This window comes from Micromonospora polyrhachis, from assembly GCF_014203835.1.
Lineage (GTDB): Bacteria > Actinomycetota > Actinomycetes > Mycobacteriales > Micromonosporaceae > Micromonospora_H > Micromonospora_H polyrhachis.
Genome location: NZ_JACHJW010000001.1, coordinates 1649011 through 1662797 on the forward strand (window position 1 = coordinate 1649011; position 13787 = coordinate 1662797).

The 13787-nt window shown below is 69.8% G+C and carries 13 protein-coding genes and 1 pseudogene; 3 read left to right on the forward strand and 11 right to left on the reverse strand.

The window, feature by feature from the left end; all coding sequences use genetic code 11:
* Positions 1 to 31: 31 nt before the first annotated feature.
* The 6 genes and pseudogenes from gatB to FHR38_RS31540 form a co-directional block, all read right to left on the reverse strand.
* On the reverse strand, positions 32 to 1537 hold the full coding sequence (gatB, locus tag FHR38_RS06700; protein ID WP_184533754.1) for an Asp-tRNA(Asn)/Glu-tRNA(Gln) amidotransferase subunit GatB: 1506 nt from the start codon (positions 1535 to 1537) through the stop codon (positions 32 to 34).
* Positions 1538 to 1677: 140 nt separating this feature from the next.
* On the reverse strand, positions 1678 to 2295 hold the full coding sequence (locus tag FHR38_RS06705) for a hypothetical protein (protein WP_184533756.1): 618 nt from the start codon (positions 2293 to 2295) through the stop codon (positions 1678 to 1680).
* Positions 2296 to 2341: 46 nt separating this feature from the next.
* A pseudogene (locus FHR38_RS33510) lies at positions 2342 to 2533 on the reverse strand (hypothetical protein); the annotation flags it as partial.
* Positions 2520 to 3287: an ABC transporter permease gene (locus FHR38_RS06710; protein WP_184533758.1), complete on the reverse strand. Its 768-nt coding sequence runs from the start codon at positions 3285 to 3287 to the stop codon at positions 2520 to 2522. The pseudogene FHR38_RS33510 and the gene FHR38_RS06710, both read right to left, overlap by 14 nt.
* Complete coding sequence (locus FHR38_RS06715) at positions 3284 to 4198, reverse strand: ABC transporter ATP-binding protein (protein ID WP_184533761.1); 915 nt, start codon at positions 4196 to 4198, stop codon at positions 3284 to 3286. Before FHR38_RS06715 ends, FHR38_RS06710 begins: the two co-directional genes overlap by 4 nt.
* 101 nt (positions 4199 to 4299) lie before the next feature.
* Positions 4300 to 4542: a hypothetical protein gene (locus FHR38_RS31540; protein WP_221448933.1), complete on the reverse strand. Its 243-nt coding sequence runs from the start codon at positions 4540 to 4542 to the stop codon at positions 4300 to 4302.
* A 163-nt stretch (positions 4543 to 4705) separates the two neighbouring features.
* On the opposite strand from FHR38_RS31540, the gene FHR38_RS06725 reads away from it, so the two are divergent.
* Genes FHR38_RS06725 through FHR38_RS06735 form a run of 3 tightly spaced genes read left to right on the forward strand, consistent with a single transcriptional unit; the run spans position 4706 to position 6970 of the window.
* The gene (locus FHR38_RS06725; protein WP_184533764.1) at positions 4706 to 5077 is read left to right on the forward strand and encodes an MmyB family transcriptional regulator; all 372 of its coding nucleotides are present in this window, start codon (positions 4706 to 4708) and stop codon (positions 5075 to 5077) included.
* A 27-nt stretch (positions 5078 to 5104) separates the two neighbouring features.
* A complete protein-coding gene (locus FHR38_RS32000) occupies positions 5105 to 6322 on the forward strand; it encodes a sensor histidine kinase (protein WP_184533766.1) in 1218 nt (405 codons plus the stop codon).
* Positions 6323 to 6970, forward strand: coding sequence for a response regulator (locus FHR38_RS06735; RefSeq protein ID WP_184533768.1), 648 nt, complete (start codon positions 6323 to 6325; stop codon positions 6968 to 6970).
* Positions 6971 to 7010: 40 nt separating this feature from the next.
* Here the strand turns inward: FHR38_RS06735 and FHR38_RS06740 are convergent, their stop codons facing one another.
* From FHR38_RS06740 to FHR38_RS06760, 5 genes are all read right to left on the reverse strand, one after another.
* Positions 7011 to 7640, reverse strand: coding sequence for a DUF4276 family protein (locus tag FHR38_RS06740; protein ID WP_184533770.1), 630 nt, complete (start codon positions 7638 to 7640; stop codon positions 7011 to 7013).
* Positions 7640 to 9034 (reverse strand): AAA family ATPase, encoded by a 1395-nt coding sequence (locus FHR38_RS06745; protein WP_184533772.1) that lies wholly within the window; start codon positions 9032 to 9034, stop codon positions 7640 to 7642. The genes FHR38_RS06740 and FHR38_RS06745 overlap by 1 nt, the downstream gene beginning before the upstream one ends.
* A gap of 10 nt (positions 9035 to 9044) precedes the next feature.
* Entirely contained in the window at positions 9045 to 10520 is a 1476-nt protein-coding gene (gene gatA / locus FHR38_RS06750) for an Asp-tRNA(Asn)/Glu-tRNA(Gln) amidotransferase subunit GatA (protein ID WP_184533774.1), read from the reverse strand.
* A 159-nt stretch (positions 10521 to 10679) separates the two neighbouring features.
* Entirely contained in the window at positions 10680 to 10979 is a 300-nt protein-coding gene (gene gatC, locus FHR38_RS06755) for an Asp-tRNA(Asn)/Glu-tRNA(Gln) amidotransferase subunit GatC (protein ID WP_184533776.1), read from the reverse strand.
* Positions 10980 to 11181: 202 nt separating this feature from the next.
* Positions 11182 to 13659, reverse strand: a complete 2478-nt coding sequence (locus FHR38_RS06760) for a putative bifunctional diguanylate cyclase/phosphodiesterase (RefSeq protein WP_376771388.1) — start codon at positions 13657 to 13659, stop codon at positions 11182 to 11184.
* Positions 13660 to 13787 lie beyond the last annotated feature (128 nt).

Here is a 13787-nt window from a genome sequence, read left to right on the forward strand (position 1 = left end):
CTCCGTTCCGGTCAGCCCGCAGACCTTCCGGTCAGCCCTCGACGCCGAGGCGGGACAGGATCAGCTCCCGTACGGTCTTGGCGTCCGCCTGGCCCCGGGTGGTCTTCATGACCGCGCCGACCAGCGCCCCGGCCGCCGCCACCTTGCCGTCCCGGATCTTGTCGGCGATGGCCGGGTTGGCGGCGATCGCCTCGTCAACGGCGGCGGTGAGCGCGCCGGTGTCGGAGACCACCTCCAGGCCACGAGCGGTCATGATCTGCGTCGGCGAGCCCTCGCCGGCCAGCACCCTGTCCAGCACGGTACGGGCCAGCTTGTCGTTGAGCTTGCCCGCGTCGACCAGCCCCTGCAGCTCGGCCACCTGGGCCGGGGTGGCCCCGACAGCGGCCAGCTCGACACCGGTCTCGTTGGCCCGGCGGGACAGCTCGCCCAGCCACCACTTGCGGGCCCCGGCCGGGGTGGTGCCCGCGGCCACGGTCTGCTCGATCAGCTCCACCGCGCCGGCGTTGAGCACCGACTGCATGTCGAGGTCGGAGAGGCCCCACTGCTCCTGGAGCCGCTTACGGTGCACCCGGGGCAGCTCCGGCAGGGCGGCCTTCAGCTCGGCGACCCAGGCGGCATCCGGCGCGAGCGGCACCAGGTCCGGCTCGGGGAAGTAGCGGTAGTCGGTGGCGGTTTCCTTGGACCGGCCCGAGGTGGTGTCCCCGGTGTCCTCGTGGAAGTGCCGGGTCTCCTGGGTGATCCGGCCGCCCGCGTCGAGCACCGACGCCTGCCGCAGCATCTCGGAACGTACCGCCCGTTCGACCGAGCGCAGCGAGTTGACGTTCTTCGTCTCGGTACGGGTGCCCCACTCGGTCGCGCCGACCGGGTTCAGCGACGTGTTGACGTCGCAGCGCAGCGAACCCTCCTCCATCCGTACGTCGGAGACGTCGAGGGAACGGATCACGTCACGCAGCTCGGTGACGTAGGCGCGGGCGACCATCGGTGCCTGCGCGCCGGTGCCCGGGATCGGCTTGGTGACGATCTCCACCAGCGGAATGCCGGCCCGGTTGTAGTCCACCAGCGACTCGGTGGCACCGTGGATCCGACCGGTGGCCCCGCCGACGTGCAGCGTCTTGCCGGTGTCCTCCTCCAGGTGCACCCGCTCGATGCCGATCCGGACGAGTTCGCCGTCGACCTCGACGTCCAGGTAGCCGTCCACGCAGAGCGGCTCGTCGTACTGGCTGATCTGGAAGTTCTTCGGCATGTCCGGGTAGAAGTAGTTCTTCCGGGCGAACCGGCACCAGGAGGCGATCGAGCAGTTCAACGCCAGGCCGATCCGGATCGTCGCCTCGATCGCGGCCTTGTTGGCCACCGGCAGCGAGCCGGGCAGGCCGAGGCAGACCGGGCAGACCCGGGTGTTCGGCTCGCCACCGAAGTCGGTCGGGCAACCGCAGAACATCTTGGTGTTCGTGCCCAGTTCGACGTGGGTCTCCAGGCCGATCACCGGCTCATAACGCTCGACAACCTCGTCGTACGACGGCAGCACGGTCGTGCTCATCAAGAACTCCAGCTCTGCGTGGCAACCGGATTAACCAGCACCAGCCTAGTGGCTCGCCCCGGCCGGGCTGCCGGGGGTTTGGGGCGTTCCGGCGCTGACGGTAGCGGGCGGGTTGCCCCTGGCGCTGAGTGCCGCCCGGCTCAGCCGGTCAGCGCGGCCCGCAGCGCCTCGGCGCCAGAGCGACGCAGCAGGATCGGCCCGGTCAGCTCCAGCCACGAGTCGTCACGGAACTCCACCCGCAGCCGGGCACCGTGCAGCCGGTGCCGCCGACGCCGGACGCCGGTCACCTGCGTCCGCGCCACCCACCACAGCAGCGTCAACCGCTCGGGTGCCACCGGCTCGGGCGGCTCCCCGAACGCCCGGATCGGGTCCTGGCCGGACAGCTTGAATATCAACATTCGCCGATCGGTCACCGCGACCACCAGCGTGTAGGTGGTAGGGACTGCCATGGCCCAACTGCCCGCGACCGATTCCGGCCGGCCACGCGCTGCCCGGCCGAAGAGCAGCCGCATCAGCCAGTCCGTCGGGCCACCGGAGCCGAAGTTGTCGATCGCGTCGGCAGCGTTGGCCAGGACGCCGACCACCGCCATGGCCCCGACCGCCGTGCCGGTGCCCGACGGCGGGTCGGGTGGCCGGACGGGCTTCTCAGGTGCCGGGCCCAGCGGGCGCTTCGCCTCGCGCGCCTCGATCAGGGTCTCGCCCGGTGCGAGGTGGGCAGCGAAAGCGCTCTCGTAGCGCAGTCGGTAATCGGTGGCCACGGTCAGCCCAACGGGTAGTCGTTGTCGCTGTCGAGCATCTCGCGCATCAAATTCGTTCCCCCGGCCCAGTCACGGCGCACACAGTAATCGACGCGCCTCGAAGACGCTGACCTGTAGTCGTGGGCACCCGAATGGTCTTCATGACCGCACCCACCAGCGCGCCGGACGCCACCACCCTGCCGTCCCGGATCTTGTCGACGATGGCCGGGGTCGCGGCGATCGCCTCAGGCATCGCGGCGACGCAGCGCCAGATAGCCGCCGATGAGGGCAGCGGCGGCCCAGAGCGCAAGGATGCCCAGCCCGGTCCACGGGCCGTAGGCGCGGGCCCAGCGGGGATCATCCGGTGGGCCTGCCAGGTGCATGATCACCCAACCCGCCTGGTCCGGCAGGAACTGTGTCACGGTCTTCAGCTTCGGAATGTTGCCGAGCCCCTGCCCGCCGAGAAAGAGCAGCGGAATCAGGACCCCGAGCGACAGCGCCGAGCTGCGCAGCGTCGCCGCCACCCCAGTGGCGAACAGGCAGATCAGTGTCAGATAGAGCCACGCGCCGACGATCGCCTGCGGCACGCCATCCGCGCCGAGGGTCGTACTGCGCGGGCCGAGCGCCGCCTGCGCCACGAAGAAGGTGACCAGCACGGTGACCAGCGAGACTCCCGCCACCAGCAGTGCGGCGGCAAGCACCTTGCCGGCGTAGAAAAGGCCCCGGCGGGGCACCGCCGCCAACGACGCGCGGATCGTGCCGGAGCCGTACTCGCTGCCGACCACGAGCACCGCGAACGCCACCAGGGCTAGTTGACCGAGGGTGAGGCTGTAGAACGCGGCAAAAAGCGGATCGAAGTTGTTCAACCGCTCCGACGGAGTGTTACGGAAGCTGAGCCCGAACAGGGCGGCGAGGCCGACGCAGAGAGCGAAGCCCAGCAGCAGGGTCCAGTTGGTCGACCGGACAGTCCGGATCTTGGTCCATTCGGCGGTAAAAACCGCGCCGGCGCTCATCGCTGCCCTCCAACGGCCCGGTACTCGACGGTGTCCCCGGTGAGCCGCATGAACGCCTCCTCCAGCGTGGCCGACTGGGTGCTGACCTCGTGGACGATCAGGCTGTGCGCCGCCACCAACTCACCGATCCTCGCGGCCTCCGCTCCGTGACTCTCCAACGTGCCGTCCGCCGCCGGCCGCACCGGAATGCCGGCCGCCGTCAGCACGTCACGCATCCGCTCCGGCTCCGGCGTACGGATCCGGACGTACGAGCGGGCGTGGGCCGCGATGAAGTCGTCGACGGTGGTGTCGGCGAGGAGCCGACCACGGCCGATCACGATGAGATGCGCCGCGGTGAGCGCCATCTCGCTCATCAGGTGGCTGGAGACGAAGACCGTGCGCCCCTCGGCGGCCAGCCCTTTCATCAGGTGCCGGATCCAGAGCACGCCTTCCGGATCCAGCCCGTTGACCGGCTCGTCGAACAGCAGCACCGGCGGATCGCCGAGCAGCGCGGCGGCGATGCCAAGCCGCTGCCCCATGCCGAGCGAGAACCCCTTGACCCGCTTCTTCGCCACACCGGTCAGGCCGACCAGCTCCAGGACCTCCCACACCCGGGCCTTCGGGATCCGGTTGCTCTGCGCCAGCCACAACAGATGGTGGTACGCGCTGCGGCCGGGGTGCACCGCCCTGGCCTCCAACAGCGCGCCGACCCGCCGGAGCGGTTCCGTCAGGTGCCGATAGCGCGTACCGCCGACGAGGACCTGACCGCTGGTCGGCCGGTCGAGGTCCAGCATCATCCGCATCGTGGTGGACTTACCGGCGCCGTTCGGCCCGAGAAACCCGGTCACCTGGCCGGGTCGTACGGCGAAGGTTAGCCCGTCCACGGCAACCGTGCTCCCGTACCGTTTGCTGAGATTCCGCACTTCCATCACCGGATCAACGCTATGGACCGGGCCGGGCATGGGCAGTCCTCGAAGGTTGTCGGTCGCCGCCGCCAAAGTTGATCCGCTTGCGCCAGGTGGTCGGACACGGGTTACTGACTGCCCTGCCGCTGTCGCCCCCAGCGGCGCAACGCGTCGATCGTGCCCTCCGGCGACGTGTTGAAGCAGAAACTGATCCCGGGCTGGCTCTCGGTCAGGACGTTCACGAGCCGTTCGAACAGCAGCGTGTGCTCCGGGGCCATCCGTACACCTGCTCCGATCATCGCGACCCGGAACGGCCCGGCGGCGACGCACTCGCGCACCCTTGCCTCGGCCTCGTCGGGTGCCGACGGCACCTGGCACGAGACAAAGTCGAAACCGGCCTCGCGCAGCGCGGCCTCACCGGCCTCGATCCGGCGGCCAGGGTCGCCTCGTCCAGACCGGGGTGCCGGCGATAGTCGACGGCGCTCGGGTGCAGCCCGATCGACAGGATGTCACTCCCCCTGCGCGCCTCACTGGATGCCATGGTGCTCTCCTCTCCTGCGCCGCCGGTCACCAGGGGGCCGGGCCCGTACGGTCGAAGAAGCCGCCGGTGGGCCCGGCCCCGACGACCCCCGGCTCAGGCGCCTGATCGCCGATCTGCGCTCCGGCAGTGAACGGTTCGACGAGCTGTGGCGAGCTGCGCGATCGGAGCGGTTGCGGGGCACCACCACGACCATCCTGCACCCCACGCTCGGCACTCTCACCCTCGACTGCGACGCCCTCCTGGTGCCGGACGCCGACCAGACGCTCATCGTCTATTCGGCCGCGCCGGGCACGGCCGAGAGTGTGGCACTCGACCTGCTGCGGGTCACCGGCACCGAACGATTCACGCCGCTCGCTGCAAAGTAGTCCGGCTGTCCATCTAGCCTGCTAGGCGTGGGCAAACATCTTCTCGCCGCCCTCGTGGTCACCGTGGACACCTGGCTGCTGGCGGCCAGCCGCGCCGACGGCCTGCCCCCGGCTGCCGTCGCGGGATACGCACTCGCCGTCGCGCTGGTGATCGTCCTGCGATATCGCAGCCCCACGGCCGCGTTCGTGGCCGCGCTGGTGCTCGCCACGCTGACCGGCGCTACCTACGTCCTGCTGCTCTGGGCCGCCTACCAGGCCGGGCGGTCGATCGTCTCCCGGACCGGCACCGCCGTGATCGTCGGTACGGCGGTTGGGGGGCTCGGCACCCAGTTCGTGGCCCGGGGCGGACAACCGCAGGCAATCGGGCCCATCATCTCCACGTTCCTCGTGTTCGTCATGCTGCCCCTGCTGGTCGGCGGATATCTCGGGCAGCACGAGCGGCTGGTGTCGGCACTCGGCCGAAACAACCAGCAGCTCCGCCGGGAGCAGGAGATCATCGCCGAACGGGAACGGCTCAGCGAGCGGTTACGAATCGCCCGGGACATGCACGACTCGCTCGGCCACCGGCTCAGCCTGGTATCGGTCCAGGCAGCCGCATTGGAGGTGTCGGAACTGCCGCCACGGCAACAGCAGGCGGTCCGCCAGCTGGCAACCGCGACGCGCGGGGCGATGGACGAGCTGTACCAGCTGGTGGGGGCGCTGCGCGAACCGGACGATGCGCTCGCCGGAGCGCCGGGCGTCCCGGCGATCGGCCGACTGGTGGTGGAGTTCCAGGCGGCCGGGGTGTCCGTGGCGCTGCACCAGCACGGCAAGCCGCGACCACTGTCGACAGCGGCCGGGCAGGCGGCGTACCGGGTGGTCGAGGAAGGGCTGACCAACGCCGTCAAACACGCCCCAGGTCAAGCAATCACGATAGACCTCGGGTGGGAGACGGACGCGCTACTGCTCACCGTCACCAATCCGCTGGCAGACCCGCCGCCCGCGCCGAGTGCCGGTCACGGTCTGACCGGGTTGAGCGAACGGGTGCTACCGGCCGGCGGGTTCCTGGATCACTGCCTGGCCGACGGGGTCTTCCGGCTCTACGCGATGCTGCCCGCCGTACCGCCCAGCGCCGTAGACCAGCCGGTCGACGAGGTCAGCCATCCATCCCCGGTCGGCCGCTTCCGTACGGTCGCCGTCGGGTTCGCCGCCGCAGCACTGATGTTCGTGGTCCTGCCCGCGACCCTCCTGGTGGGGGTGAGCTAAGTGATCAGGGTGCTGGTCGCCGACGACGAACCCCTGATCCGGGCCGGCATTCGTACCGTTCTGGAATCCGCGCCGGACATCACGGTCGTCGCCGAGGCGGAGAACGGTCGGACAGCCGTGACGGAGGCGATCCGGCACCGGATTGACGTGGCGCTGATCGACCTGAAGATGCCGGTCCTGGACGGGCTGGGCACGATCGAGGAGCTACGTCGACAGGTACCCGCGCTGCGGGTGGTGGTGCTGACGTCGTTCGGCGCGGAACCGAACGTGCTGCACGCCCTCCAGCACAGCGCGGCGGGATTCGTGCTCAAGAACTGCACGCCACACGAGCTGATCCGCGCGGTCCAGGCGGCACACGCTGGCGACGCCTACCTCTCCCCGGCGGTGACCCGCCTGGTGCTCGGCATGGTCACGCCGAAGACCGCCCGACGCAGGCAGGAGGCCGGTGATCGGCTGAGCGCCTTGACGTCTCGTGAGGTGGAGGTCGTACGCCTGGTGGCCGAGGGCCTGTCCAATGCCGAGATCGGCCGGCGGCTGCACATGAGCGAGACAACCATCAAGACGTACGTGAGCCGCATCCTGACCAAGCTGGGCTGCGCCAACCGGGTCCAGGCAGCCCTGCTGGTCCGCGACACCGAGGGCCGATGAGCCGGGGCTCACCTCAGGCGACGTCGCGACTTCCGGTCCGTCAGATCCGGCGATAGCCCAGCTTTGACAGCGCCACTGCCGAGTCGTTCCACCACTGGGCATAGGCAGGAACCAGATTGAGCCGCTCCAACGAGACCAGTTCGCCCAGTTGGGCGTAATGATCCTCGGTCGAGCGGCGTACCCGACGCATCACGTCGTTCAGCACCCGCTTGGGGTCGGCGATCCGCTCGACCCCCTTCGGGTGCGCGGGAAGTCCCATTTCGACATCGCTCCACCGCACCCCGAGCGCACGGCGCAACGCCTCTCCGTCCGCCAGCAGCCACGCCTCCGTCTCCCGGATCGGGACGACCTCGACCACCTGTTCGGCACGGTCACCCCACCGCTCACGCAGCAGCTGCAGCCATTCGCTCGCCACCCGAGCGGGATTCGCCCCCTGATCGTGGTGGAAGAAGATGACGGAGAAGCTGCCGGCATTCCGCTCGACAAGTTCGATTACCCCGTCGATGGGCGAGGGCCCCTTCCGGTCCCGCAGCGGCTGGACATCCGCCACCTCGACCAGATCGTCAAACTCGGAGAAGCACAGTTCGGTCAGTGCCCGGCCGAGCAGTCTCGGTAGGAACTGGTCGTCCGTGACGCCCTCCGAGACCAGTGCGGAGGTCAGATAACGCATCAGCCGTCCAACTCCGCCAGGACCTCGAATTCGTCGATCTCCGTCCGACCGACCACCTTGCCCATGTCAACGGCGTTTCTGATGGCGAACAGCCCGTCTCCGGCAATCGACCGCCACCGGCTGACCCGGCTACGCGGCTCATCACGTCGAACCCGGGTCACCACGTCTAGGAAGATCGCGTCGGTGCGCAGGTCCGACTGCACCGGCTCCAGTGCCCGCAGGATGGCCGGTGAGTGACTGCTGAGGATTAGTTGGGTCAGGGCCGAACCTTCCGACTTGCTGGCCGGCGCACGTGTGACCAGGGTACGAAGGTATCGGACGAACTGCGCCAACCGCTGTGGGAAGATCCCGTTCTCCGGCTCCTCGAAACAGATCAACCCCGCACCACGCGGGTCGTAGAGCGCTGCCAACAATGCGATCGCCCGAAGGGTGCCGTCAGACGCCACCCGCGCCGAGAACGGTGCCTCCTCCCGAGTGATCACCTCTACCTGCCGCTGCCGGCGGGCGTCGTCCTCGGCGAGCCGCACCCGGGTCACGCCGGGAATGACGGTAGCCAGATCGGCCGAGAGGTCGTTCAACGCACCTTCGGGCCGGTCGTCGGTGCCGGTCTCGTCCGCCAGCCTCCGCAGTGTGTTGGCCAGGTGCGCCCCGTTCGCGGCCAGGCTGTCCGGGTCGTCATAGGAGTCCGGAGTACGAAGGGCACTCGGGTCGAGATGCAGTAGCCGCCACGACTGTAACTCCCGCTTCAGCGCATAGAGTAGGGGAAAGTCGGTGGCGGTGGTAAGGCTGGAGAGCACGGTCGCGGTCGCGGCGCTCGCCGGAAGCTTACGTTTGCGCCCCTGGTTTCCCTGCTGCCGGATGCTGAACACCGGCCGCCCCTGGTCGTCCTGCTCCGTCTCCAGCAGATCTACGCCGCCGCCGTGATAAACCGCCAGCCGCTTCCACTGCTCCACGTCCGGCCGCGCCATCCACCGGTCGTCGGACTTCCGGAGCCGCCGCACTGCCTCCCGAACGACGTACGGCCGTTTGGCTCCGCTATGGCCGGTCGAGCGCAGCTCGATCTCCAGCTCGTAGCGGAGCCGAGAGTGGTTGACCTCGGCGGTGTCACCGAAGGCATCGGTGACCGACCGGTCCAGCAGCACCTCCACCGCGAACGACATCCGGTCGACCTGGCTACCGGCGGTGTGCCGATGGAACAGGTCGACCACGTCGCCGCGCATGTGCTGGGCAGCCTCCAACACCGGCTCCCCCGCCAACCGGCTGAGCAACTGGATGGCGTCGAACAGGTTCGACTTACCTGCGGCATTACGCCCGATGATCACGAGAAACGGCGGGATGTCCAACTCGAAGTTCCGGAAGGACTTGAACCCGTCGATCTCGATCCGGGTGAGCATGCCGCAGGCTCTACAGGGCCGGTGGGGTGAGGGTGCCGACAGCGGACTCCAGCGCGGCGGCGATCCGGTACATCCGGTCGTCGGCCATCGTCGGGGCCATGATCTGTAGGCCGACCGGCAGCCCCTCCGACAGACCGCACGGCACCGAGATGGCCGGGCCGCCGTACAGGTTGGTCGGAATGGTGAACAGGTCCGCCAGGTACATCTGGTAGGGGTCGTCGGTGCGGGCCCCCATCGGGAACGCCACGAACGGCGTGGTCGGCGAGATCAGCGCGTCCACCTGCTCGAACGCGGCGGTGAAGTCGCGGGTGATCAGGGTCCGCACCTTCTGCGCCTGACCGTAGTAGGCGTCGTAGTAGCCCGACGACAGGGCGTAGGTGCCAAGGATGATCCGGCGCTTGACCTCGGGCCCGAAGCCGGCCTCCCGGGTCAGCGACATGACCTCCTCCAGCGAGCGGTTGCCGTCGTCGCCGGTGCGCAGCCCGAACCGGACCCCGTCGAAACGGGCCAGGTTGGAGGAGCACTCGCTCGGCGCGATCAGGTAGTAGGCCGGCAGCGCGTACTCGAAGTGCGGGCAGGACACCTCGACGATCTCGGCACCCAGCTTGCGCAGGGTGTCGACCGACTCGCGGAACGCCGCCGCCACACCCGGCTCGGCCCCCTCGCCGGAGAACTCGGTCACCACACCCAGGCGTACGCCGCTGAGGTCACCGGTCGCGCCGGCCTTGGCCGCTGCCACGACGTCCGGCACCGGCTGCGGGATCGACGTGGAGTCGCGCGGGTCATGCCCGCCGATCACCGCGTGCAGCAGCGCCGCGTCGAGCACGGTACGCGAGCACGGGCCGGGGGTGTCCAGCGACGACGAGAACGCCACCAGGCCGTAGCGGGAGGTGCCGCCGTACGTCGGCTTCGCCCCGACGGTGCCGGTGACCGCGCCCGGCTGGCGGATCGAGCCACCGGTGTCGGAGCCGATCGCCAGCGGTGCCTCGTAGGCGGCCACCGCGGCGGCGCTGCCACCACCCGAGCCACCCGGGATCCGGGTCAGGTCCCAGGGGTTGTACGTCGGCCCGTAGGCGGAGTATTCGGTGGAGGAGCCCATCGCGAACTCGTCCATGTTGGTCTTGCCGAGCATCACCGTGCCGGCCGCCCGCAGCCGTTCGACGATGGTCGAGTCGTACGGCGGACGCCAGCCTTCGAGGATGCGCGAGCCGACCGTGGTCGGTACGCCCTTCGTGGTGAGTACGTCCTTGACCGCGACCGGCACCCCGGCCAGCGGGCCGAGTTCCTCGCCGGCGGCCCGGCGGGCGTCGACGGCGCGGGCGGCGGCCAGCGCGCCCTCGGTGTCCACGTGTAGGAAGGCGTGCACCCGGTCCTCGACGGCGGTGATCCGGTCGAGGTGGGCCTGGGTCACCTCGACGGCCGACGTTTCGCCGGAGGCGACGAGCCCGGCGATCTCCGCCGCGGTCATCCTGGTCAGGTCGGTCATGCCGGCACTCCGCTCCGCTCCACGCCAGCATGACCCGTCACACTGAACTGGCTGATTCGCTCGCTACGCTCGCTCATGCCGGCACTCCGCTCCGCTGCGCACCAGCATGAGCCCTCACACTGAACTGACCGATTCGCTCGCTACGCTCGCTCATGAAACTCAGGCCTCCTCGTCCAGGATGCGGGGCACCCGGAAGCGCTGCTCCTCGGCGTCCGGCGCACCGGAGAGCGCCTCGGCCGGGGTCAGGCCCGGCACCACGACGTCGTCGCGCAGCACGTTGGTCAGCGGCACCGAGTGCGAGGTGGGCGGGATGTCCCCGGCAGTCACCTCACCGACCCGGGCGACCGCCTGGAGGATCACGTCGAGCTGGCCGGCGAAGGTCGCCAGCTCCTCCTCGGTGACGGCGAGCCGCGACAGGCGCGCCAGGTGCGCGACCTCCTCGCGGGAGATGGCGGCCATCGGTGCCCCCTTCATGCCTAGCGTGCGGATGTCATGCCGGACGTGCCGGCGAGCGGTCGGGTCGTATCCCGGACGCCGTGACCTGAGCGAGTCTATTTGTGGCCGGCGGGCGATGCACCGCCGACTCCCCCGAACCCGGGCGACCGGTTCGTTGGCGCGTCGGTGGGCCCGCCGCTGCCTATCGACGCGGGACCGCTTCGGCTCAGTTCCGGGTTCGGTGGCGGGTGGGAAGTTCCTGGATCGGCGTGGGCTTCAGCGGCCGGTACCGGCCCAGCCAGGTCACCAGTTCCGCCGCTGGCATCGGCCGGGCGAAGAACCAGCCCTGGGCGACGTGGCAGCCGGCCGCGTGCAGCAGCCGCCAGGTGGCTTCGTCCTCCACGCCCTCGGCCACCACCCGCAGGCCGAGCGCCCGGGCCAGTTCGATCACCGACCGGACGATGGCGGCATCGTCGGCGTCGGCCGCCATCCCGAGTACGAACGAACGGTCCACCTTCACCTCGGCCAGGGGCAATCGGCGTAGGTGCTGCATGGAGGAGTACCCGGTGCCGAAGTCGTCCAGGGCGATCGCCACCCCGATCCGGTCGAGCCGGGAGATGGTGGCCAGCACCCGACGCGGGTCGGCCATCAACGCGCCCTCGGTGATCTCCAGCTGGAGTTGCGCCGGGCTGACCTGGAAGCGGGCCAGCCGCTCGGTGATCTGGTCGGCGATCTCCCCGGTGTGCAGGTCGCGCACGCTGACATTGAGCGCGGCCCGCAGTTGCAACCCGATGGCGGACCACTGCGCGAGTTGCTCCACCACGTCGTCCACGACCCGTCGGGTCAGCAGTCGCATCACCGCACTCTGCTCGGCGACCCGGATCAGTTCCTCCGGGTCGACCATGCCCCGGCGGGGGTGCCGCCAACGTAGCAACGCCTCGACGCCCACGACCTCCCCGGTGTCGATGGCGATCTGCGGCTGGTAGTACATGGTGATCTCACCGACGTCACCACCGCCGAGCGCACCGTCGCCCACCGTCGCACCGCCCACCGGGCTGTCGGCGGCGGCACCGTCACCGCCCACCACCGGGCCGGTCACGTCCACCATCGGGCCGGTCGTGTCCGCCAGTGGAGCGCCGGTCACCTCCGGCAGTGGACCGCCGCCGCTGCCGGGGAGCGCGCCGTTGTACCTCGCCGCACCGGTGGCCTCCGCCGGGTCGGTCGTCGGCCGATTGGCCGTACCGAGGATGCTCGCCACGGAACTCGGCACGATCGCGGCCTCGCTCGGCGTGTCGAACACGGAACCGGGCTCGGTGACGTCGACCGGCGCAGCAGGAACACGGTCGGATGGCGGGGAGGTCGCCTCGTCCTTCGTTCCCGCTGGGGCGGTCGCCACCGGGAGGGCCTCCGGGCGGCCGTTCGAGCCCTCCGCGAGCGCAGGGCGGTTGTCCAGCACCCGACGCAGGTCGGCCAGGAGGCTCAGTCGCTCCGGCGAGTTGTGGTCGGACTCGGGAGCGTAGACGGCGATGGGGTCGCCCTGGTGTTTGGCGTCGTACATCGCCACGTCCGCGTGCCGCATGAGGGTGGCGAAGTCCTCGCCATGCTCCGGATAGAGCGCGATCCCGATGGAACCACCGACGTCGAGCGGCAGCCCGTCGAGGGCGACCGGTTCGGCCAGCACGGCCTCCACCTGTTCGGCGAGTTGCCGGGCTTCCTCGGTGTTGCGCAGCCGGGTGAGCAGGATGGCGAACTCGTCGCCTCCGAGCCGGGCCACCACGTCCTGGCTTCGTACCGTCGCCGTGAGCCGGTGGGCCACCTGCACCAGCAACCGGTCACCCACCGCATGTCCCAGAGCGTCGTTGACGTGCTTGAACCGGTCGAGGTCGAGCAGCAGCAGGGCCAGTTGGGCATCGGGGCCGCCCTTGGCCGCCTGTTCGGTGTGGACCCGCAACTGCTCGGCCACCTCGGTGCGTAGCGCCTTGCGGTTGACCAGTCCGGTGAGCGGATCCAGGCGGGCCAGCCGTTCCTGCTCGCTGGAGAGCCGGGACATCCGGTAGACCGCGAAGAGCGGCACGACGACCAGTGGGATCAACGCCGCGCTGGCCTCTGCCGCAGCCACCAGCACTGGGCTGAGCAGCAACAACGATCCGGTGGAGAGCAGTTCGAAGGCGAGGGGTTGACGGAAGTGGGGCCACCAGGCACCACCGAAGCGCAGCCCGAGGGCGATGCTGACGCAGCCGTACGTGATGACGAACCAGACGGTCGCCGCGCCGACCACCAGCAGGACGTCGGTCCAGCGCGGATGCACCACCGTACGGAACGCGATGTCGGTGGTGCGTCCGGTGATCGCACTGGCGGCGGCGAGCCCAACGGCGTACTGGGCGATGTTGAAGATCATCCGCCAGGGTGCGTGGCGCATCCGCCAACTGGAGACGACGACCGCCCCGGCCTGCACCGCCACAGCCGGGCCGAGTCCCCAGGCCAGCAGGATCGCGAAGGCGAAGCAGACCGAGGGGAAGACGGCCGGACTCTGCCGGTGGCCGGGCGGGGTGAACGGACGGGCGTCGGAGACCAGGGCCAGCGCGGCCATCGTCCAGAACGCCACCGGCAGGTCCGGGATCTGCTCGGGCAGCCGCAGCAATGGCGCGATACACAGCAACGCCGCCAGGGCGACAACCGTCCAGACGAAGCTGAAGAAAGGCACAGCCCGGCCTGGGGGCACGGAGTTCCGCAGTACGGCGGCCTCCATCGAACCTCCCGACGCAGCTATCCCCGGCGCAGCCGAGCGCCACGCCGTGCCCCCATCAAACGCCCCCACCCTGCGATTGTGAT

Bases quoted from the DNA above. Each gene is read 5' to 3' on its own strand.
- FHR38_RS06725 (WP_184533764.1), top strand. From the start codon at position 4,706: ATGCCATGGTGCTCTCCTCTCCTGCGCCGCCGGTCACCAGGGGGCCGG.
- FHR38_RS06710 (WP_184533758.1), bottom strand. From the start codon at position 3,287: ATGAGCGCCGGCGCGGTTTTTACCGCCGAATGGACCAAGATCCGGACT.
- gatC (WP_184533776.1), bottom strand. From the start codon at position 10,979: ATGGCCGCCATCTCCCGCGAGGAGGTCGCGCACCTGGCGCGCCTGTCG.
- FHR38_RS06745 (WP_184533772.1), bottom strand. From the start codon at position 9,034: ATGCTCACCCGGATCGAGATCGACGGGTTCAAGTCCTTCCGGAACTTC.
- gatB (WP_184533754.1), bottom strand. From the start codon at position 1,537: ATGAGCACGACCGTGCTGCCGTCGTACGACGAGGTTGTCGAGCGTTAT.
- FHR38_RS06740 (WP_184533770.1), bottom strand. From the start codon at position 7,640: ATGCGTTATCTGACCTCCGCACTGGTCTCGGAGGGCGTCACGGACGAC.
- gatA (WP_184533774.1), bottom strand. From the start codon at position 10,520: ATGACCGACCTGACCAGGATGACCGCGGCGGAGATCGCCGGGCTCGTC.